At 30.1% G+C, this 22,622-nt stretch carries 19 protein-coding genes and 2 pseudogenes; 10 read left to right on the forward strand and 11 right to left on the reverse strand.

Features of this window, described 5'->3' with window-relative positions:
* Positions 1-269: 269 nt before the first annotated feature.
* From NRK67_04455 to NRK67_04470, 4 genes are all read right to left on the reverse strand, one after another.
* Positions 270-689: an ATP-binding protein gene (locus NRK67_04455; protein UUV17163.1), complete on the reverse strand. Its 420-nt coding sequence runs from the start codon at positions 687-689 to the stop codon at positions 270-272.
* A 2-nt stretch (positions 690-691) separates the two neighbouring features.
* Positions 692-1,000, reverse strand: a complete 309-nt coding sequence (locus NRK67_04460) for an ATP-binding protein (GenBank protein UUV17164.1) — start codon at positions 998-1,000, stop codon at positions 692-694.
* Positions 997-2,367: an IS21 family transposase gene (gene istA, locus NRK67_04465; protein ID UUV17165.1), complete on the reverse strand. Its 1,371-nt coding sequence runs from the start codon at positions 2,365-2,367 to the stop codon at positions 997-999. Before istA ends, NRK67_04460 begins: the two co-directional genes overlap by 4 nt.
* Positions 2,368-2,557: 190 nt before the next feature.
* Positions 2,558-2,860, reverse strand: coding sequence for a GNAT family N-acetyltransferase (locus NRK67_04470; GenBank protein UUV17764.1), 303 nt, complete (start codon positions 2,858-2,860; stop codon positions 2,558-2,560).
* Positions 2,861-3,414: 554 nt separating this feature from the next.
* Between NRK67_04470 and NRK67_04475 the strand changes: the two genes are divergently transcribed.
* Positions 3,415-3,702: a hypothetical protein gene (locus tag NRK67_04475; GenBank protein ID UUV17166.1), complete on the forward strand. Its 288-nt coding sequence runs from the start codon at positions 3,415-3,417 to the stop codon at positions 3,700-3,702.
* A gap of 524 nt (positions 3,703-4,226) precedes the next feature.
* On the opposite strand, the gene NRK67_04480 is transcribed toward NRK67_04475, so the two are convergent.
* The 4 genes from NRK67_04480 to NRK67_04495 are packed head-to-tail and all read right to left on the reverse strand — an operon-like array spanning position 4,227 to position 9,164.
* Positions 4,227-5,330 (reverse strand): hypothetical protein, encoded by a 1,104-nt coding sequence (locus NRK67_04480; GenBank protein ID UUV17167.1) that lies wholly within the window; start codon positions 5,328-5,330, stop codon positions 4,227-4,229.
* 48 nt (positions 5,331-5,378) lie between these two features.
* A complete protein-coding gene (locus tag NRK67_04485) occupies positions 5,379-6,617 on the reverse strand; it encodes an MFS transporter (GenBank protein UUV17168.1) in 1,239 nt (412 codons plus the stop codon).
* Positions 6,618-6,658: 41 nt separating this feature from the next.
* Complete coding sequence (locus NRK67_04490; protein ID UUV17765.1) at positions 6,659-7,909, reverse strand: MFS transporter; 1,251 nt, start codon at positions 7,907-7,909, stop codon at positions 6,659-6,661.
* Positions 7,910-7,934: 25 nt separating this feature from the next.
* Complete coding sequence (locus NRK67_04495) at positions 7,935-9,164, reverse strand: MFS transporter (GenBank protein ID UUV17169.1); 1,230 nt, start codon at positions 9,162-9,164, stop codon at positions 7,935-7,937.
* 214 nt (positions 9,165-9,378) lie between these two features.
* On the opposite strand from NRK67_04495, the gene NRK67_04500 reads away from it, so the two are divergent.
* The 9 genes and pseudogenes from NRK67_04500 to NRK67_04540 all read left to right on the forward strand — a co-directional run bounded on the left by NRK67_04500 (position 9,379) and on the right by NRK67_04540 (position 18,594).
* Positions 9,379-10,584, forward strand: a complete 1,206-nt coding sequence (locus tag NRK67_04500; GenBank protein UUV17170.1) for a tetratricopeptide repeat protein — start codon at positions 9,379-9,381, stop codon at positions 10,582-10,584.
* Between the two features lie 1,194 nt (positions 10,585-11,778).
* Positions 11,779-11,871: pseudogene (locus NRK67_04505) on the forward strand (prepilin-type N-terminal cleavage/methylation domain-containing protein).
* An 824-nt stretch (positions 11,872-12,695) separates the two neighbouring features.
* Positions 12,696-12,878 carry a hypothetical protein gene (locus NRK67_04510; protein UUV17171.1) on the forward strand — a complete coding sequence of 61 codons (183 nt, stop codon included), beginning with the start codon at positions 12,696-12,698 and terminating at the stop codon, positions 12,876-12,878.
* A gap of 1,333 nt (positions 12,879-14,211) precedes the next feature.
* The gene (locus NRK67_04515; GenBank protein ID UUV17172.1) at positions 14,212-15,402 is read left to right on the forward strand and encodes an FAD-dependent oxidoreductase; all 1,191 of its coding nucleotides are present in this window, start codon (positions 14,212-14,214) and stop codon (positions 15,400-15,402) included.
* A complete protein-coding gene (gene preA / locus NRK67_04520; protein UUV17173.1) occupies positions 15,402-16,637 on the forward strand; it encodes an NAD-dependent dihydropyrimidine dehydrogenase subunit PreA in 1,236 nt (411 codons plus the stop codon). Before NRK67_04515 ends, preA begins: the two co-directional genes overlap by 1 nt.
* Positions 16,638-16,662: 25 nt before the next feature.
* Entirely contained in the window at positions 16,663-17,142 is a 480-nt protein-coding gene (locus NRK67_04525; protein ID UUV17174.1) for a DUF1097 domain-containing protein, read from the forward strand.
* Between the two features lie 129 nt (positions 17,143-17,271).
* The gene (locus NRK67_04530; GenBank protein UUV17175.1) at positions 17,272-17,430 is read left to right on the forward strand and encodes a hypothetical protein; all 159 of its coding nucleotides are present in this window, start codon (positions 17,272-17,274) and stop codon (positions 17,428-17,430) included.
* Positions 17,431-17,482: 52 nt separating this feature from the next.
* On the forward strand, positions 17,483-17,617 hold the full coding sequence (locus NRK67_04535) for a hypothetical protein (protein UUV17176.1): 135 nt from the start codon (positions 17,483-17,485) through the stop codon (positions 17,615-17,617).
* Between the two features lie 265 nt (positions 17,618-17,882).
* Positions 17,883-18,594: pseudogene (locus NRK67_04540) on the forward strand (transposase).
* 393 nt (positions 18,595-18,987) lie between these two features.
* Here the strand turns inward: NRK67_04540 and NRK67_04545 are convergent.
* From NRK67_04545 to NRK67_04555, 3 genes are all read right to left on the reverse strand, one after another.
* On the reverse strand, positions 18,988-19,854 hold the full coding sequence (locus NRK67_04545) for a hypothetical protein (GenBank protein UUV17177.1): 867 nt from the start codon (positions 19,852-19,854) through the stop codon (positions 18,988-18,990).
* Positions 19,855-19,981: 127 nt separating this feature from the next.
* Complete coding sequence (locus NRK67_04550) at positions 19,982-20,779, reverse strand: tyrosine-type recombinase/integrase (GenBank protein UUV17178.1); 798 nt, start codon at positions 20,777-20,779, stop codon at positions 19,982-19,984.
* Positions 20,780-21,377: 598 nt separating this feature from the next.
* A complete protein-coding gene (locus NRK67_04555; GenBank protein UUV17179.1) occupies positions 21,378-22,457 on the reverse strand; it encodes a hypothetical protein in 1,080 nt (359 codons plus the stop codon).
* Positions 22,458-22,622: the final 165 nt, after the last annotated feature.

Here is a 22,622-nt window from a genome sequence, read left to right on the forward strand (position 1 = left end):
AGTAATACTATACACTATATTTAATTTTTTTTTTAGAAAATTTTTACTTTTATTGAACTTAACTTAAAATATAAAACAATTAATCATTAATAAAAACCAAGAAATTAAAGGGTATTAAGGGTTGCGAAATAAAATTATAATGTCATAAATTTAGTTAAATATTGATATTAATTTAAAAAAAAGTATATGTAAATGTCAATCAAGAATTGACCCATGTGGCAGTTAATTTTTGACCCACCTAAGGGTAATTAAAAAGTGACCCACCCTGCCTATTTCGCAGAGACCCTGTAAGAGTCACCATTCATGTTTAAAATATGTCCTCTAAATGTTACGCGATCTATTAAAGCTGTTGTTAACATTGTATCAGGGAAGAATTCTTCCCACTCTGAAAATGCTAAATTAGTAGAAATTATAATACTTCCCCTCTCACTTCTTTCTGAAATCACTTGAAATAGGAGTTCTGATTGATGTTTGTTAAAGGAGAGGTAGGAAAGCTCATCTATTATGAGTAGATCTAATCTTGCTAATTGCCTTAAGAATCTCCCTAAATTACTATTTTCTTGCGCTTCAACTAATTTATTTGATAAGTTAGCAGCTGTAGTAAAGTACACCTTATGTCCACAGTTGCAAGCTTTAAGTCCTAGAGCTATAGAAAGATGTGTCTTTCCAGTTCCTGGGTTCCCTATCATTATTATATTTTCTTTTTTTTGATAAACTCACAGCTGGAGAGTTCGCCTACTACTGAAGGTTTTAAATAGCTAAGACGTTTAACTTCAAACTCTTCTAGCGTTTTTTCAAAGGGAAATTTAGCTCCGCGCTTTAACCTGAAAAGTTTATTGTCTTGTCTAGTTAATACTTCCTTTTCTAATAGTGTAAGCAGAAATTCTTCATATCCTTGTTTTGAATTTATTGCTTGGCGCTGAACCTCATGATAGTCTTTGAAGCTAGATAGTTTTAAAGCTTTGGAAAAAAGTTTAATTTTTTCACTAATTACACTCATTGGATCACCTCTTGGGAAATTAAGTTATCATATTTACCTAAATTATTTCTTTGAACTTCTATTTGGTCGTTGATTTTAGGAAGACCGACTTCTTCTCTTAGATATTCTAAAAAGAGTTTTGAATCTCCTTTAGAGTGATACATTTCAAAAATTGCTTTAGGAATATTTTGTATAACTGGATCAGCATTAAATACAGCTCGCGGTTTTCTTTCTAAAGCTTTAAGATAGTGAATTAATTGATAACTATGCTTATTTTTTTTAAATATTCTCTGGTGAATTGCAACAACTTTACCTTTATGAAGAAATTGTATTTCTGAATGACCAGTTTTTAAAATCACCTCAGTTCCTACTAATTCACAGGGTAATGAATATTTATTAGTTTCAAAAGTTACAGTTGAAAACTTAGTGACTCTTTTATAGTCTCTTTTAGAAATATCTAGTGAATGGCTAGGAAGCTCTAAAAGGTTATTAGCTTCAATCTGGAATTTTTGTTTAACACTTAAGCTTTCACCGCCAACTTTATGATTTTCTAAGTAGTTATCACAAGCCTTTTTTATTTTGATATTTAACTCATTCAAACTTTTAACTCTAGGGATAGGAACCATAGTATTTCTTCTGATAAGTCCTACTAAATTTTCAACCAAACCTTTTTCATTTCCACTTCTAACATTGCAAAATTTAGGTTTAAAAGCATAATGAGCAACGAGAGTTTCATACCCTTTAGTTATTTTAGTTACATGTTTTCCATAGCCTTCTGATACAGCAACTCTGGCATTATCAAAGAGAACTTCTCTAGGAATACCACCAAAATATTCAAAAGCAGAGATGATCCCATCTAAAAAACATTCTTCTCTTTCTGCGAAGTAGGCCTTAGTAAAGATATGAGCGCTATATGCTAACCGAGCACAAAAATATTTTATTTCCTGCTTTTCATCATTGAGAAAGATATGCGCTGAACCAAAATCAATTTGCATAGCTTCCGCAGGATTAAAGGTAAGTGGTAGAAAAACCTCTTTTGTTTTACCTTTTAATTCTCTAAATGCAACCTTAACAGAAGAATATGAACCAAGAAACCCAACCTCTTCTTTGAGTCTAACCCAAACCCTATTAGCAGTGTGCCTCTGTTTTGAATGAGTATGCTCGTTGTCTTCAAAAATACAAGCTTCAATAAAGTCTAAGACTTCTCTAGTCATAACTTGTTTTCCTCGAGAAGAAAACTTTTTTTCTCCAGGAATTGTATCTCCATTAATATACTTTCTAACAGTGTTTCTAGAAATATGAAGATCTCTAGAAATTTTTCTAATAGAAACCCCTTCAACTAGATGAAGTCGTCTAATTTTTTTATATGTATCCATATGAATTGCCACCTCAAACCTCCTGTACATCTCTTTAAAAAGATTGTACAGAGTAATATTAGGGTGGGTCAATAATTAGCTGCCTTTTTTATCTCAAAAGGGTCAATTTTATATTACCCTTTACATACACCTCTCCATTTTATAGAATTTTTACATTAATTTTTAAAGTTACACAAAACTTGCAACAGCCCCAAATTCTTTTCTACAATTTTATCCAAAAACGCTTGTGTTCTTCTATAACGTTTTCTAATATTCCACCATTTCCTAAAATAACTCCTTCAGATCCTTGGTTATCAATATTACAAGTAATCAATACTTTTTTCATTCCCATATCTCTAGTTTTTTCTAGACCTAAAGAAAGCATCTTCTTTCCATACCCTTTTCTTCTATGCTCTTTAGCAACACAGTAACCTATATTTCCTCCTAGCTTTAATAAGAAAGGAGTTAGACTTTCTCTGATCTTTATTACTCCTACCACTGTTTCATTTTCTATTGCAAAATAAATAGTTTGTGGAACTCTATTTACTCTTATATTGCATTTTAAATAATTGTTTTTACTGGTATCACTGGAATTGAAAAGGAGAACCCTTTTTTAATCCATCGCGGACAGTCTGAAACCCAATAAAAAGAATAGTAATGCAGACAATTTTTTATATAATACCAAATAAATGCACAATAAATTATTTGTTGATTTCCTAACTTTTTATATTCTATTTAAAATAACTATTTTGGAACTTTCATAAATGAACTCAATAAAATCAACCTTAAAAGTACACTCCTATTAGAGTGTCCTTTTATTTGGTACTTTCATATATTTTGTTTGCAATAATCTTTTAAATCTGTCCGCGGTTTTTCTATTTTCTTCAAGAATTTTCATTCCTAATTTAATATTTCTTCTAAAATCAAAAACTTGATAAAATACAAAATATAGTCTATAATAGTTTATATAAGAGTTGTAACGATTTTTATTAAAGGTATTTATAATATATCAGCCACGCTTAATGGTTTACCATGCGTACCAGGGCTGATTTTTTTTTGAATAATTATAGGAGAGATCAGATGAAATATAACAAAAGTCATTTTACAATTGATCAGCAAATTAAAAAGATAAAATCTGATGGTTTTATAGTAAACAATGAAGATCAATTAAAGGTAATTTGGTTTTATCTTGAAGGAACATTATTCTTTATAAAATATATAATTGATAAAATTAAACCAGAATACGATTTTAATCCTCTTTACACTTTAATTGATGGATTTATAAAAAAATACCCTGGTAAAGCTATTTATATGGGAATAATGACTCCTGATAAATTAAAATACTTGATAGAAACTCCTAAGATCTAGACTAAAATCTAGGTCTTTTTTTCTTTTCCTATAGTTCTTATTGTTAAATATGTGTAAAAAAACAAAAAAATTACACACATCAAAAAAATATGGGTACAAGATGCCCTGGTTCTTTTTACATTCCGGGCGATTCTCCGTAAGATTCGGCTGGAGACTAGCTTCTGTACGACCAGGTATCCGCTTTCCTCTTTCCTCCTTATTGGAGACGGATTCTGAGGATTTCTAGCCGAGGGGAGCTTACTTCATCCCCCCTCGCCGTTCCCCTCACACTCCCCTTGGCTACCCCCTCTAATCGGTAGCGTTCGTGAGGGGATACTCATATGGGTGATTCAGCTCGTTACGCATTCGCTCGGTGTAGATAGTAGGGATAAACTGTCTTAGATATCCTTTTTTTCTCATTTTTTCAATATCTTCATCTCTAAATTTAGAATTATAATTTTTTATCTGAATTGTTTTCTTTGTAGCATTCAGAATAAAAATTTATTCTAGAAGTAAATTCTTTAACTTCATAAATTTAAAGCTACTTACTTAATAATTAAATAATCATAAATATCACTATATTTTTGACCATATTCAAAAGTTTTGTTAGAGGATATTTTCTTTTTAGGAAAAATAAAATTTGCAATATTATTAAACATATCTGAGTTTATAGTTTTATAGAAGATTTTGTCTTCAATATAATTATTACTTAAAAAACTATTCGATTTTATATTTGATCTTCGTTCAATATCAAGAGATAAAGTTTTATCTTTAAAATAATCACTCTGAGTTTTTAATAAATAAACACAAGATGTATAACTATTAACTTTACTTTTAAATATATGATCTTTACCTATAACTAATATGAATGTTTCATTAGGGTAGAGTTTTGAAATATATTCAATATTTTTTGAAATATGAACTTCTCTTTTGTTGAGATCAACGGCTTTAGTTTGATGTATGTTTGAGGTATCTATTGCAGATTTTATAAAATAACGAGTCATAGGGTCTAAATCTTTGTCCAATTTACGCTGAAGTTTCTTTAAAAAAGTTTTATGATCTTTAGTGTAATCTTTAGTGTGAGTATCTGGATATTTCACTAACAAATCTTTTATTTCCCCCTTTAACTTCCTATCTTTTACTACTTCAGTTAATAAAAAGTTTAAAAATGGATGAGGTCTAAACTCAAGATCAACACCTACTAATTTAACTTTATCTTCAAAAGTCTTTGATCTATTAAATTCATAAAGATCTCTAAAAAAATTCTCAAACTTAACATGTTGAATTTTAAATTTATCATTTATTACACCTGGAAAATTTATAGCTTTATATAAGTATTCTTCATTGCCAGTCAATACAAATTTATTAGCATATTCTGCATTTGCAGGAGGGAATTCCAATAAAAAATGTCTTATATTTCTTGTTTCATAAAGAAGTTTTAAAAAATCCAAAGAGATATCATATGATAAAAAATAACGATGATTTTCACCTATTGTAATCAATTTTATATCTTTTTCAACTACTTCAGTTTGAAATTTTTCTAAGGTTGTTTTTTGGAATGTTTCATTAAAATAAGTAGTTTCTATCCTTTTTTTTCCTATAAATACCAATGCTACAAATATTAAAACTATTAAAAATATTTTTTTCATAATATACTCCTTTTTAATTTTATTTTAATAAAATTTTCGAAGAATCTTTTATATAAATTTTCCCAAATTCATTTTTATATCTTTTGAATCTACCCTTCTCACCACTACAATAAAGTAAAAAACAGCACATAAACCACTGGCAGTAAGAGATAAATAAAGCGGATTAACTTTATCTATAATTCCAGCTACTAAAAAATAACCGATAGGGGTCAATATAGATCCAAATATCTCTATCAATGAAAAAGCCCTGCCTTTTATCTTATGAGGTATCACTATCTCAAAATATACAAATAAAGTTTCAACATATATAATATTTGTAGCCCCAAAGATAAAAAATAAGCTGATTATACTCAACTGGCACAACAGTAAATTATTACTAAAAACATATAGTGAAATAGGAATTCCTGCTAAAACTATAAAATTAATTATAACCATCTTTTTCCATAGCTTCCCTCCTAATTCAAATTTTTCAGGATATTTAGCTAAAATCCCTCCTCCTATAATATATCCTATTGCAACACTAGACATTGTATATCCTAGAAATATTACTGGAAGTTTTAGATAGCTGGTGATAATAAATGGAAAAACAACCGATATTATAGGATTAAAAAAGAAGTTTACAGATAACATAAACAACATAAGTCCTTTAAAGCTCGAATTAGCATTTTTGATATATACCAATGGTTCCTTATACTCTTTAATAATATTTACCCTTTCTTTATTCTTTGATTTTGTCAGATGTGACTTATATCTAATAAAAAACTCTAAAATTCCAGAGATTAAAAATGATAATAGATTGATAGTTAAAATAAAGTTTAATCCTAGTTTCGTATAGAGGAAAATTCCTACAGGAGGAGCAGATATATTTATAATCCTGACCACAGTTTTCATCAATGATTTTCTTTTTAACAAGTCTTTACTCTTCACAATTTGACTAAAAATAGTTCCGGAGGCTGCAAAGAAAAGTTTATTCACTGAATTTTGTATAAAAATAAGAGCAAAAAGATAGTTGATGTCTCCTTCTGCTAAAAATATATATCCACCTAATAACCCTGCATTTATCAGATCACAAATAATCATTATATATTTTCTATTAAATTTATCCGCTATATACCCTGCTACAAATGAAGTCAATAAGAGCAAAACTTCCTGTATACCTAAAACAGAACCCAGTGTTCCTCCGGACCTGGTCCCCTCTAGTATAACGATAGGAATAATAGCATTTTGGAGCGATCCTCCTAGTATTGACGCGATCCTACACCAAAAATATAACCAATAGTTTCTCATTTTTATTCCTCCCTATACCTACAAGATAATTTTAGTATAAATTATACACTTCTATACTTATTTTTATTTTCTTTTGTTAACCATCTAAAAACTATAAGATAAGTAGATAGTAATATACCGGTAATAATAAAAAGTGATGCAGAATTCCCCCCTGCTAATATAAACCCTATCAGCAATTGACCTAAGGGTGTGGCTATATCCATGGAACTATTAAATAGAGCTCCTATTCGGCCGTAATACTCTTCTGGAACTATATCTTGAAAACTTCCTACTAGACATATTCCAAGAATATTTATCAACCCTGCTACTAAAAATCCAAATATAGTCAGTGAAATTATAAGAACTAAGAAATTTGATGTTCCTAAAAAGATTCCACCACAAGCGATTGTCATAATTATTATTAATAGATAAATTTTTTTTAGTAGTGTATTGATACTAACTTTCTTTAATATATTGCTGGCTATAAATGGAGAGATAACCATAGCACTGATCATTATGGATAGAACAATTCCAAAAGTTCTATCATCAACTAATAGTTGTGTTTTTAATATATACGGAAAAGCAATGGAGAAAAGAGGTCCTATCAATAGGTTTAAGCCGCATCCTATAAATATAAGACCTAATATAGATCTATCCTTACCTAAAATAACTACACCTTCCTTTAGATCTACTAATAAACTTTTTACATCAAGTTTACTTTTTCCTCTCTTACTCACAGGAAGTTTTATGAATATCTCACTTATTCCTGATATAACAAAGCTTAAACTATTAAACATCATTATAGGAAGTAATCCAAAGCTGTATGTGAATCCTGCAATTAACGGAGTAATAAACTCCAAACCTGAAGATAAAAATGAGTTTAAACTATTGGCATTTTTTCTTTCGCTTTTTTCTATAATTACAGGTAATACTCCCATTGAGGCAGGAGCAAACATTACATTAAGAAGAGAAAGCGTTATTTGGATAACATAGATATCAAAGATTGAAAACTCTCCTTTAAAAAAAAATATCAAAGAGTAGATGGCTATTACTCCTCCACTTATAAAATCTAAGGTAACCATAATTTTTTTCTTATTAAACTTATCTGCCAATACTCCTGCAAATGGCCCTAAAATAATTCTAGGTATAAAAGATACTGCTATCGTAGACGCAAATAATGCAGCATCTCCAGTCTTGTGAAGTACATATAGTGATAATGAAAAGTTTTGAATATATGTCCCAAAAATCGAAACAAACCGACCTACAATTAACAACATAAAATTTGAATTTCTTAATAATTTTTTATTAAAAATCTTCCTCTCCTCCTATTCGTTACAATTAATTAGCAATTGATTTATTTACAAACTTTTTTCCTGCTTTAGTTTTTCCAAAGAATAAATAGGTTGCTATTGTTAATGTGATTGATCCCATAGTAACAACAGATCTTATATTGAATTTATAATCTATCAAAAGACCAAAAATTATTAAACCAAAAGGAACTACAGATCTAACCATTGTATCCAATAATGAGAAAAACCTCCCTTTAATATCACAGTCTACGGTTTTTTGTAGATAAGATAAAAATGGAACATTGACTAAACTATTAAAAATACCAAGCATCAAGATAAGAAATCCATTTATATAAATAAAATATGGATTAGGAATATACAGATCCATATTTATAAATAATGCTAAAATCATTAGTTGAATCATCAAAAAATAAGTTATTTTTTCTCTAAATTCAATTGTTTTTAAAAATTTACCAATGATAATATTACCTAATAAAAGACCAATAACAAATACACTCTGTAAATAACCTATATATGAAGGTTTTAAGTTTAATTCTTGTAAGATAAAGTATGAAAATACAATCGTTGTCACAGGATTAAAAAAGAAATTTAGAACAATAATATACCCTGAAACCCCTAAGATTTCATCTTTTTCCTTTAAATATTTTACAACAGGAGCATAGGATGCTATGACACTTTTAACACTTTGAATCTTGATCTCTTTTCTTTTTTCACTAGGAGTATACTGTATAAAAAATTCAGAGAATCCTGAAATTAAAAAAGTTATTGCGTTTAAAAGAAAGATTAATTCTATTTTCATAAATCCATACAAAGCAACTCCTAAAATTGGAGTAAATATTTGTGTAAAGGTGATTACTCCACTATAGATATTGTTATTTCTTTCAACTTTTTTTATAGAATCTAATTCTGAAAAAATTGCCGAAGATGCAGATGAAAAACATCTTGAAATAACAACCAGAACTCCTTGCATAAGAATTATAGAAGAAGTGCTAGTTCTTCCACTGAGAAGTAGAATTGATATTGTTATAAAAGACAAAAAATCACATATTATTAATAGGTGTTTTCTATTGAATTTATCTGCTACTATTCCCATTATTGGACCGGTAATAAGACTTAGAACTAAAAATACACTGGCAGCTTTTCCCATCTCTAGGCCTGACCCTGTGACTTTTAAAATATATAGTGGAATAACAACTGACTGCATCCCCGAACCTACAATTGATGTAACTGATGATATTAAATATAGTAAAAAATTCATATTCTCCTCCCCTTTTTAATCAATAAAAAACTAAATATTTTTCATTGCTATAATATATATACTGGGCTTTTCTGAAATATCAAAAAAAATTGAAAAATAGACAAAAAATGAATTTTAAAGGACTATTTTATTCATTTTTTCACCTATTTTAAAGTTTTTTTGATAAATTGAATTTTAAAGATATACTCTTAATACTAAATAGGGAGGGATTATCGTGCAAAAAATATTTGAACTAGCAAAAGAACATAAAATAACTTTAAAAGAACTTTCAAGGCAAAGACTTAGTTCAACATATCTTTCTAAAATAAAAAGAGGTCATAATTTTTTTAAAGAAAAACATATCCCCTTGTTGGTTGATTCTTTTAATAGAATTTTTCAAGAAAGAAATATAAATAAAGTTGTTACTATAAAAGAATTATGGATTAGTCCTCAGGAGGAACTAGATCAACTAATTGTTGAAAGTCTTATAAATAAAAGTATCTATTCCAAAGAAAAACAAGAAGAAATAGAATTATTTGGACGTGAGAAAGAAGTTCACAGCTGTAAATATCGATATATTATAGCCAAATATAATCAAAAGATGGGGAGGAAAGAAAAAGCTTTAAATATCTATTATGATCTATTAAATCATTTCTCTTGCTCCGCTCTATTCTATTCTGTCTTAATTGAAATAACTAGATTAGAAAAAGCTCAAATTGTCTATGAAATACATCTGAAATATAAAAATAAAATTAATATAGCTCCATTTAAAACAAAAGCTCTTTTAACTTATAATACTGGTGTAAATCTTTTGAAAACTAAAAAATGGGGTAAAGCTATCCCTTTTTTTAAAATTATCATTGATATGCCAGAGATTACAAAACACTACTACCACTCCTACAATAATTTAGGTATTTGTTATCAAAACTTAGGAGAATATGAGAAAGCTATTGAACACTTTAAAAAAAGTGTGAGTGATCCATCAAATTATCATGAGTTGGAAGTTTGTTATACTAACATCATTTCTTGTGCTAAAAAAATGAAAAATGAAATACTAGTAAAAATTACTGTTAATAAACTGGAAAATATACTTAAAAAATTAAAAAACAAAGCTTTGTATCAAACTTATTGGAATTTAGGGTTATCCTACCTATATTTAGGAGAAACAAAGAAAGCCATTGTTGCATTTGAAAAGGAAATTTCATTCCCTTTAGATCTTAAGCATCATCACTTTAATCCCACTAAATATTTAGACTCCATAAAACAACTTGTTTTACTTTATGGTCATCAGCCATTAAAACAGCAGGAATTAATAAAAATAATTTGTGAAATACCAAAAGAAATGATGTGTTACGATTTTTCTATGTATATATTAAAATTTTATATAAAAAATTCTTTAGAATACGAAGCTAATCTTCTTATTCAGAAAATACAATTATAAATTTAAAGGGGGAAAAAATGAAAAAAATGGTTAATATTTATAGGTGTCTTATTACTCTTTAGTATCACTTTAGCTAATAAAAATGCAGGGAGAGGAAGAAGGGATACTCACAGAGATACTTACATGTATAAAATTTAAACTTCTAATTAAACTTAACTAAAAAAAGAGCCCTTGAAGCATTAATGCTTCAAGGGCTCTTTTTTCTCCTACTTTCAAAATCATCTATTCCTATATTCAGACGGATATCCAATATTCTTCTTTCATTCCCGGGCGATTCTCAAAAAGATCGGCTGGAGACCAGCTTCTGTACGACCAAATATCCGCTTTCTTCTGACCTCCTTATTGGAGACAGACTCGGAGGATCTCCAGCCGAGGGGAGCTTACTTCATCCCCCCTCGCCGTTCCCCTCACACTCCCCTTGGCTACCCCCTCTAAAATCGGTAGCGTTCGTGAGGGGATACTCATATGGGGGATTCAGCTCGTCCGCCCTCGCTCGGTGTAGATAGTAGGGATAGCCCTGTGACTATTATATTTTATAGCTTATTCCACCTTTCTATATAATATTAGGTAGGAATAAGCTACTTGCGTCACTAGGGCCGAAAGTACAGGCACCTCATAAGCTCCCCATAGCGATTCTTTGAAAAATTTCAAACCCTTCCCCACCCCTCCTGGATGGAATCTCCTGTTTATCCCCACCTTCGCAAAATTCTTAATTTACAGCGTAAATTTCTAGTATTTTGGTGATGCCCTTTACGGGTATAAAGTTTTATTTTTTTTCTCTTTTTACTTCTTAGTTGGGTTTTATCGGATATTCCCCCTTCATCTGTAGAGTGCGATCCATATCGGGCAGCACTTTGCTGAGTCAATAAGTACAGGATTGGGGGTCCTCAACCATCTCTGCCACCCATAGACCCTCTGGTTAGAAGAACACGAAGTTCATTTCCTGAAGGAGCGATCCTTGGAGTATGGCAGGGATAAGTGGTTTCGGATATCCTCTTTTATAGTCATACAGCTTCCCCAGAACTGTTTCTAAAATAAAACTAATAGAATGCAGATTAGATCTGATTTAAATGGATTCTCACAGATAAAAAAAATCGGTGAAAATCAAAAAACTTATCAGATTTAATCCATATACCTATAAAATAAAAGGATTTTACTTAATAAATAATAAATATATATTAAGGATGTGATTTTATGAATAAAAAAAATGGTTTTACTTTAATAGAACTATTAATAGTTCTTGCTATTATAGGTGTTTTGGCTGTGACGGCTATCCCAAAGCTTCGAAAAGTATTAAATAAAGGGAAGGTGGCAAAGGTTCAGCATAAATTAGGATTGATCAGGTCCAAACTTTCCATTGAAAGTAATATTTCTTTTGAATTCCCTGATTTAGTTTCCAACGATATAAATTTATTGAATAAATTTGATATCCATCCTACAGAACCTTTTTCATCTGATAGTAATTCATATGGAGAAACAGATAAAGTAGTTTCTGTTAGAGATAATAGTGGTGGATGGTACTATATTAAGGAGGAAGGAGAAATCTATGCTAACCTGCCTAATGGTGCCTATACTGGGGATTCAAAATATGAAATTTGGAATGACAATCAGACAGTTACAATAACAGATTTACAAAATTTACAAGATGTCTGCAATATAGAGGCAATGGAAATCAATGATCAAGGAGAATATATAAGTAATTCAAGTTTTGAAGATTTTAATACAGGAATATATACTCAAGTAGATGTTAGCAAGATAGAGCAGTGGAATACCATGGCTTCAAATAATAAGGAAGATGACTTCTTAGAAGTTCCTGTTGCAGATTGGAATGACTTTTTTGAACTAAATACAAATAAAGTAACTTCTTTATACCAAGACATTGTAACAGCATCAGGAACGATGAACTGGTCTATAAGCCAGAGCTGGGGAGCTGGGCAGAGCTCTACCACTATTAGTGTAGGATCTGAAGGAGATACTGTTATTTTAGAAACTATGAAAGATGAAAACGATGAATAGGTAATTTATTTAGAGACATATGAAGTTCTTGAAGGCCAGACAGTTATTAAATTTTGATAATTATAAGTAATAATAACAGTATAAATGGAGGATATATGAAATATTTATTTTTAATAATTAACTTATTTATTTTTGGATATGAAAGTAAAAGTAGTAGTGCTCAAACTACAGAAAAACTCAAAACATCCAATCTTATAAAAATAATAAAAAATGTAAAGATAGAAGAAATCCCCGAGGAATTTCGTGAGTATGAAGAGCAAGGTTATAATCGTTCTTAATTAGAGTTATAATAAAAAAATCTTCCCTAGGTATAAATAAGAAAAAAATATCTAGAAACTTAAAAAGAAATTTTTTTTCTTCCCCCTTCCCTTGTAGAGTGCGATCCATATGGGGTAGCACTTTGCTGAGTCAATAAGTACAGGATTGGGTGAACCTCGACCATCTCTGCCATCCAATGACCCTCTGGGTAGAAGAACACGCAGTTCATTCCCTGAAGAAGCGATCCTCGAAGCCTGGCAGGGATAAGCGGTCTCGGATATCCTTTTTTATAGTCTAATATTATAGTTTTAGACTTAAAAACTTAAAAACAATCAAAAAAGAGCAGATGAATGAAGATAGCATCTACTCTTTTTCTTCTCAAAGTTCTTAATTTATGATAATAAATTTCTAGATACTTTGGTGATGCCCTTTACGGGTACATTTTTAAAATTCAAAACCGATGTTTAAGCAAAAAGGTCGCTCCGCAATAAACCTTGATTTTTTTGAGGCTCTCATTCCCCTTCTAAGCCCTTTCGAAACTTATCCTCTTATGTTTACACCTAGAAACCCCTTACAAAAAAGATTTTTATATTTTTTTAGATATTTTTCTATTCGAAGTTTGTAGTCGTCCGGCTTCAGTAGTAATGTTCCTACAATAACGATCGTGTATTACTTATTCAGACAAAATGGTTTTAGCTTCGGTTTCTCTTTGACATCGTAATTTTTTTATAACTATAAGAAAATTTCGTACTCGTCAATCGAGAAACCATAAAAAGGAAGAGTAAGAAACCTTCTTGAATTTTTCCGTTAGCTTTTCTTTCCTACATTTAAAATTTATTCTACAAATTAGAATCAATTTTAATAATCGTAGCATCAAGGTAGCCCGTATCAAGGGCGAAATCCTTGGAACTTTGTTTTTTTAATCTCTAAAAAAATTTAAAAAGTTCCTTTTTAGTGTAGTATTCTAATATGTATTTAGTTTTTAAGATTCTCCCAACTTCTTTAAACCCTTTTGCTACCCCATTATTTCTATTATATGAATTTATTTTCTATAAAATTAAAAATGCCTTAACTTTACCACACCTGATAGATTTTACAAGTCTTATAGCCTCTAAAATCCATATTTTTGATACACAGATTTTGACAATAGTTTTGATAATATTTATGAGACTATTAAAATTATCAATTATTTTAAAAAATTACAATTAAATTTTTATTAAATTTTCATTAAAATTATTTGACTATATCATATTAATAAAGTATATTCATACTATCAATTCACTTAAAAAATAAACATATTTTTACTGCGCAGTGAAAAGTTTATGAAAAATATTCAAGAATAGGAGGAATCAAATGAAAAAATATGAAGAAGAATTTGAAAATACACTATCTCCTTTGGTAGTAATCGAAGAAGCTGGAAGATGTCTGCTTTGTGAAGACGCTCCTTGCTCATCAGAATGCCCTGCAGGTACATCACCTGATAAATTTATTAGATCACTATATTTCAGAAACTTAAAAGGTGCAGTAGAAAGAATTAGAGAAAATAATATATTAGGTGGTGTCTGTGCACACGTCTGTCCTACAGAATCATATTGTAAAAAAGGCTGTAGCAGATCAGGTATTGATAAACCTGTTGAAATAGGTAAAATTCAAAGATTCTTAACTGAATACGAAAGAAAACTTAATCTTAATTTTATTAAAAAAACTCCTTTAACAAAAGAAAAAGTAGCTATCATAGGTTCTGGTCCTGCTGGATTAACTACTGCATCAGAACTTGCAAAAGAAGGATATAAAGCAACTATATTTGAAAAATCTGAAAAACTTGGTGGATGGTTAAGATATGGAATTCCTGAATATAGATTAGGAGAAGAAATTTTAGACCATGAAATCAATTTCATAAAAGAACAAGGTGTAGAATTTATTCTTAATTCTGAATTTGGTAAAGATATAACTTTAGAATCCCTTGAAAAAGAAGGCTTTAAGAGTATATTATTTGCTACAGGAAATAATACCGGAAGAACTTTACCTATTTTTGAAGGGAAAGAAAATGTAGAGATTGCTGTTGAATTTTTAGCAAGAATTAAAAAACAACAAAAAAATGATATTGGAAAAAATGTTGTAGTTGTAGGTGGAGGAGACGTTGCTCTTGATGCTGCTTGTTCTGCAAAATTATTAGGAGCTGAAACTGTTAAAGTAATAGCTTTAGAAACTCTTGACAAACTTCCTGCAAGTGAAGAAGAATTGAGAATTGCAAAGGAATTAAATATTCAAATTATTGGTGGATTTATACCTGAATTGATAGAAGCAGATAAAATTATATTCAAAGGTACAGATAGTAAAGATAAAATAGAAACTTATTGTGATAAAATAATTGTTGCTATTGGTCAAGAAAGTAATCTTGATTCAAGTGTAAGATCTAAAAAAGAATCTAATATTTTCTTTGCAGGAGATATTGCTGAAGGAGATAAAACGGTTGTTTGGGCAATAAAAAGAGGTAAAGAAAACGCAAAAAGCATAATTGAATTTTTAGGAGGTGTAAAATAATGTTAAAAAAAGACTTATCAATAGAATTTATGGGCGTAAAATTTGAAAATCCATTCCTTCTTTCTTCTTCTCCAGTAGGAAACTGTTATGAAATGTGTTCAAAAGCTTTAGAAAGTGGTTGGGGAGGTATAGTTTTTAAGACTGTAGGTTTCTTTATAGCAAACGAAGTTTCTCCAAGATTTGCTGAACTACAAAAAGAAAGAGCCCCTTTTGTTGGATTCAAGAATATGGAACAAATAGCTGAACATTCTTTGGAAGAAAACTTAGCTGCAATGAAAAAACTAAAAGAAGATTATCCTAATAAAGTTCTTATTGCATCTATCATGGGTCAAAACGAAAAAGAATGGGAAGACCTTGCACGTCTAGTTACTGAAATAGGTGCAGATATGATTGAATGTAATTTCTCATGTCCACAAATGACAAGTCACGCAATGGGTTCTGACGTTGGTCAAAATCCTGAATTAGTTAAAAAATACTGCCAAGCAGTAAGAAGAGGAAGTAATTTACCATTTCTTGCAAAAATGACTCCAAACATAGGTAACATGGTAGAACCAGCATATGCTTCTATGCAAGGTGGAGCTACAGGAATTGCTACTATTAATACAGTTAAATCAATTGTTGGAGTAGATCTTGAAAAACAAATAGGATTACCGATTGTAAATGGTAAATCATCTGTTTCTGGATATTCTGGAAAGGCTGTAAAACCTATAGCTCTTAGATTTATACATGAATTAAAAACAAATGAAAAAACTAAAGATGCTCCTATAAGTGGTATCGGTGGTATAGAAACTTGGGAAGACGCCTTAGAATTTATTCTTCTAGGATGTGAAACTCTACAAGTAACTACATCAATTATGCAATACGGTTATAGAATAGTAGAAGATTTAATAAGTGGTCTTTCTCATTATATGGAAGAAAAAAACATAGATAAACTTGAAGATTTAGTAGGAAAAGCAATTGATAATATTATCCCTGCTGAAGATCTTGATAGAGGATATATTGTTTATCCTGAAATAAACAAAGATGAATGTATAAAATGTGGAAGGTGTTATATTTCATGTTACGATGGTGGACATCAAGCTATTTCTTGGGACAAAGAAAACAGAGAAGTTTCTGTTGATAAAGATAAATGTGTAGGATGTCATTTATGTTCATTAGTATGTCCTGTTAAATGTATTAGTAAAGGTGAAATAAAATTCAAAAATGAAAATGAAAACAGAGAAATTAGCCTTTAATATTTTTAAAATAGGGGGGTGAACAATGAAAAAATTATTTTCCTTATCTTTAACCACAGGTATATTGTGTGGAATTTGGATATTAATTGGTAATGCTCTAAACATCCCTACTTGGATTGGTTTTGCAGGTTGTACAGCTTTTTTTGCTGCAGGAGGATGTAGTGACAATGGTGTTCCAAAAGCATTATTTTCTACTCTTAGTGGTGTATTATGGGCTGTTGTCATCTTTCAACTTTCCAATTACTTTCCTGGTGAATACTCAAGTGCTACCCTTACTGCAATTGTTACCTTCATTATGTGCATTCAAGGAGGACTTAAGTTGTTTGCATTTATTCCTGGTACCTTTATTGGTAGTTTTTCAACATTTGCTGCTGGTGGACACTGGGAACAGGTTATCCCTGGTTTAATCCTAGGAGTGGCTCTAGGATTCTTATGTGATTATAGTGGTACAAAACTTGATTCTGTTGTAACAATTAAATCAGATTCTAAGAATTCTGTTACCTAATATCCTTTAAGCACTAATTCCAAATATCCATTTATAAATTTACATTCTAAAAGAGCATTTCGATCTAATCCATTGATTTGCTCAAGATAAGCCATAGTCTGGTATGCTGATGAAGAGTATGAGAAATTTTTGAATTTAAATGTTGTTGATGGAATTGCTGAAGTAGGGGAGCAAGGAGTTTGTATTAAATTAGTTAGAGGATATGAAAAATTCTGGGAAGAGTTAGATTTATTGAAACAAGAAAGAGAAGAAGATGCAAAAGCTCAGTGTAAGGATTTGGATAGTTGACCCTAAACAGAGCATGGTAAATCAGTTGTAATAAAAGAATCTAATGGAGGGGATGATCATAATAACAATGTTGTTGGTATTAGGATGCATTGCTATAGTATTTGCATTTTTTGATATGTGGACTGGTGGTAGTGACAATAGAACTCGAGATGAAAATAATTTGGATGAGTTCAATGACGATAATTAATTAGAAACTAGAAAACCTTGTGTTTCCTAGGTTTTCACAATTCGGTAATGAGGATCTGAGCAGACTTCTAACCCTAGCCCCAAGTTTAGCTAGAATTAGAGTTTGTTTTCACGATTCGTATAAAGTATCACGTCGCCAATATCCACCATCTACAGTTACATAGCTCTAAGTCAATAAAATCAAGCGATAACTTCAGTTCGAAGCTAACACTTGATTTTTTTGACTAAAACTAGACTTTGGTGAAAAAATTCGGAAAAAACGGAGCGTGGCTATACAGGAACACTATACAGATACAGCTGGTTATACCGATCAAGTTTTTGGACTTACTCAGCTCTTAGGATTTAGATTTGCTCCTAGAATAAGAGATTTAGCAGACGTTAAGCTATTTACCCTTAGTACTGTTGATGATTACAAAGGTTTAAATTTAATGTTTCGTGGAAAAATAAATGAAAAGGTAATAAAAGAAAATTATGACGATGTATTGAGGCTTGCAGCCTCCATCCGTGAAGGGACTGTTCTGGCATCCTTAATTCTTAGTAAAATAGGTTCTTATTCAAGGCAGAACGGTCTTTCTACCGCACTTAGAGAAATGGGTAAAATCGAAAAGACTATATTTATTTTAGATTATCTTTCAAGTGAAGAGTTGAGAAGAAAAATACAGAAAGGTCTCAATAAAGGGGAAGCTATGAATGGACTTGCTAGAGCTATTTTCTTTGGAAAACAAGGTGAACTAAGGGAAAGGACTTTAGAAAATCAGCTTCAAAGAGCTAGTCCTCTTAATATCCTAATAAATGCCATAAACACTTTACCTTGAAAAAGCTGTTGAATACAAGAAAGAAATTGGTGATTTTAATGAAGAACTACTCTCCAATATATCTCCAATGGGGTGGGAACATATAAACTTTTTAGGTGAATACACATTTAATTCAAATGAGGGGACTTCTATAGAAGTTTTAAGAGAGTTGAATTTGCCTTAAGCCTGATATTAAAGGCGTTCCTCGTCAGGACAAATTCCTTAGCGTTGTAAATCCACATTTTCCTGACGGGACCCCAAAAAGGAGAAGTAATAATTAAAGTAATTATACCTCTCCATTTTATAGAAATTTTACATTGATTTTTAGAGTTTACACAAAACTTGCAACAGCCCCTCTTAAAGTTCTTAATTTATGATAATAAATTTCTAGATACTTTGGTGATGCCCTTTACGGGTACACTTTTTTTAATTCAAAACCTATCTTTAAGGAAAAAGGTCGCTCCGTAATAAACCTTGATTTTTTTGAGGCTCTCATTTCCTTTCTAAACTCTTTTAAAACCTAAGCCCTTATATTTATACCTTGAAGCTTCTAAAAAATTTAGATTTATACAAATTTTTATTTATTTTTTTTATAAATATATAATTCAGAAATTTCTTTATCATACCCTTTATAAAAACCAACAGGCATACCTCTATCAATTTTAGTTCCTCTATTAGCGACAACTAATAAATCAGAGTTTGTGGGATCAATTGATAATCCTTCTATTTCTCCAGCTCTTATAAAATCATTCATTTCTCTATATAGAGAAACATATGTTGCCGTATCTGATGGATTAGAAAAATCTGATATGTAAATATTATCAGATTCATTATAATCTGCATCTCCGTCATCAGCAGCAATCAATATTTTGCCATTAATATAAAATATTCCTTGTGTATATTGTGGATCTGGCCTTAAATGAACTTTCCTTTCATATTCTTTTGTTTTGATATCATATGAATATAAATATCTTCCTTTAGTCCAATCTGCCATCCACACTTTCCCGTTAACTCTATCAACCGTTAAACCACATACTTCCACTTGTCCAGATTCAGCATTCCAAGGAATAGAGTATTTATATTTTAAAGTTTTGGCATCATACACTGCTATTTGTATATTTTTACTCACTCCAAAATCAAAAATTTCAATACCTGTATAAATTTCGTTGTTATAAATATCAATATCTCCAAAGTGGTTTGCTGCTTTTTCTAGCTTCGTAAAAGGATTCAAATTTTCTGAAACAAGTTTTCCATCTTTAGTATATTTATAAAGAGCTTTACTACTTGAAACATAATAATAATTTTTATCCGCAGCTATTCCTTGTCTACCTTTTACCTTAATAACTTTACTGAGTACATAATCCTTACCATTTTTAGGTATAGAAGCTCCAAAAATTCCTGTAGTCAGTACAATAAAGATAAATAATTTAAATAATTTTTTCATTCTCACTCTCCTTATATATATATTTTCTATATAATATTATTATACTAATGTTTCAAAGTCAACTATAAACTTAATAAATTGAATATCAATAATTTCATATTCTTCTTTCTATTTTTTAGGTTATTCTTTAGGAATCCTTCTCCAATAACTCCGCCACATTCTTCGGCACCTCAGTCTGAGCATAGATAGTCGTAGTGGATATATCACTGTGCCCCAGTAATTTCTGGATTTGATTGAGGGGTAATCCTCTTTTCAATAGAATAGTAGCATAGGTATGTCGGAGAGAATGCAGATGGGTATATCCCATCCTCCTCAAACCTCGATCGACTATTCCCCTAGGCTTCTTATATCCTCCTCTTCCGGTATCTTTTAGATCTTTCAACCCTTTTAATATCCAGTCTGAAGTCGGAACTATCCTCTGTTTATTTCTCTTTCCAATTACCTTTATCTGCCCATCTTCAGCTTCTACAGTTTGTATCTCACTGATTCTCAAACCACAAGTGAGCATCAATGCTAGCCATATTCCCTCTCTTTTTCCCTTGCCTATAAGTTCCTTAGCATGATTTTTTATCTCAATAAATTCCTTCTCACTCTTAGTTGCAGGTATTCTACTTTTATGTCCTATGATTACCAGTTTATTTAGTTCTATGTATAGTTTTGGATAGTCACTCCTAAGATACCATTTCCCTAGCTGCTTTAGTGCGGATACTAATTTTCTCTTGGTATTGAGATCCTTTGACATGATCCCTTTCTCCAGTTCCTCGATATTTAGATTATAGATAGTTTTGTTGTTGGATCTTGCTACCCCATTCCAAAACTTTATGGCTGATTTATAGGTTTTCAGGGTATTCTGGCTATGTTCAGAAGCTCTCAAGAAAATAAAAAACTTCTCCATCTTGGGAGGTCTTCCCTTTTTTCCTTTCAAACCCATACCTTCAGGAATATATTCCCCTAAATTTTCTTGAATTTCTCTACCTTTACTTTCATACCTTTCCTCAGTTTCTTTTGTAGAAGAGAAACTATAAGAAGGAAGAGTTATTATTTAGAATTAATGTTCTGCTTACACTCTCTTCAATCTCAATAAATTCAAAGAAAATAAGTCATTCTCAGTTAATTTAATACCACCTATAAGGTTTAGCCTTCATTATAAAAATTAAAAACTAGAATCTATCTAATTTTAACTAAATTATGAACTCACTGAGTTCACTTTTTTCATTAAAATCTATTACTATTTGAATACGTCTTACGTTAATCATCTATTCAGGGAGACCAAGGCAGTTATAGCAGACTTTCTAAAATTTAAATACATCTTATGTTGATCATCTATTTTCATAATTAGCCATCTTTTGCGGTATATCCCCCTATTTAAATACATCTTATGTTGATCATCTATATAGGGGCTGTTGCACCACACGCTATCCCCCTAAAATGGTGTAAACTTATATAGACATTTAAAAAGCTCCCAATTTGGGAGCTTTTCTTTTAATTTAAAGTATCTATCATTAATTAGAGGTTTAAAGTGATTATTTTTTATTTAATTCTTCCTTTTTTTTTAGCAATGCTCTAGAATGTTCATATTTATAGTATTTAGAATTTGAATATATAATAGACAATAGTAAAGCTATAATGGTTAAGAATAATACCCTTTGAAAAAAAATAAAATTATTTTCATGTTCATATTTTGAAACATGTGCTTTTGTAAAGATTATCCAATAATAATTTTTATTATTTGTTTTATTTGGATAAATCTTATTATAAGTGTATAAAATCTTATTTTGATAGACACTACCAGAATTATTTTTTTGGATTTGTTTCCATACTTCTGGAGAATCATTTTTAAAATTAAGATCTTTTCTATCTTCAAGCATAAATCCCCATTCTTTGTATTTTTCTACTGATTTTAAATAATATGAGTTCTCATCTATTAAAAAAGGTAATGCGTCCTCTTGAATTTGAAGTTTTTTATTAATATTGTCCAACAATTCTTCACCAAAATAATTTATGATAACGATTCCTTTTCTTCTTCCCTCGGAATCAAATACAGGTGTTGCAAACCTTAGAGTAGGGTTATAAGGGAACTCTATACTGCCATTTTCTATATTAAGATCAAATTTAGATAAAAAAATTTTTTTTTCATCTAAAATAATAGTATCTTTGAAGTAATATCTATTAACTTTATTTTGTAAATTTTCTTTTTTTACTATATAAGGATCTCCTTTGTTGTAATTAATTCTAACTATTTCCATACCACTTTCATCTATATATCTAATTTGACTATATGTTTTTTTATTCTTTGAGAACAATAAAAAATCTTCTTCTATACCATTTAAATCTTTTATCTGACCATTCAAATATTTATTAAACTGAAAATTTTGAGATAAATACATTAAATCTGATGAGACACTTAACACGTCATCTAATAAAATATTATGTATTTTTTGTACTTCTATTATTTCAATAGCTTTAATTCTTTTCAAAGTATCTTCGTTATTTTTAGACTTAATTGTTAACAGAACAGAAATCCCAATAATAATTATAGGAATAAAAATAATTAATATATATTTTAATTTATATTTAATCTTTTGATAGTTTAAATTTTTCATAGTTAACTCCATGTGTTATTTATTTTTTTAAATTTACATACACTCCTGCCAGACAGTTATAATTTTCCTTTGATTTCTTCTTCTGTCAATCTTTCAACCTTATTTAGTATAAGATCAGGTATCCCTATCCCCCCATCATGTAAAATTGCTATGATTATAAAGGCT

It is taken from the genome of Fusobacteria bacterium ZRK30 (assembly GCA_024628785.1).
Taxonomy (GTDB): domain Bacteria; phylum Fusobacteriota; class Fusobacteriia; order Fusobacteriales; family Fusobacteriaceae; genus Psychrilyobacter.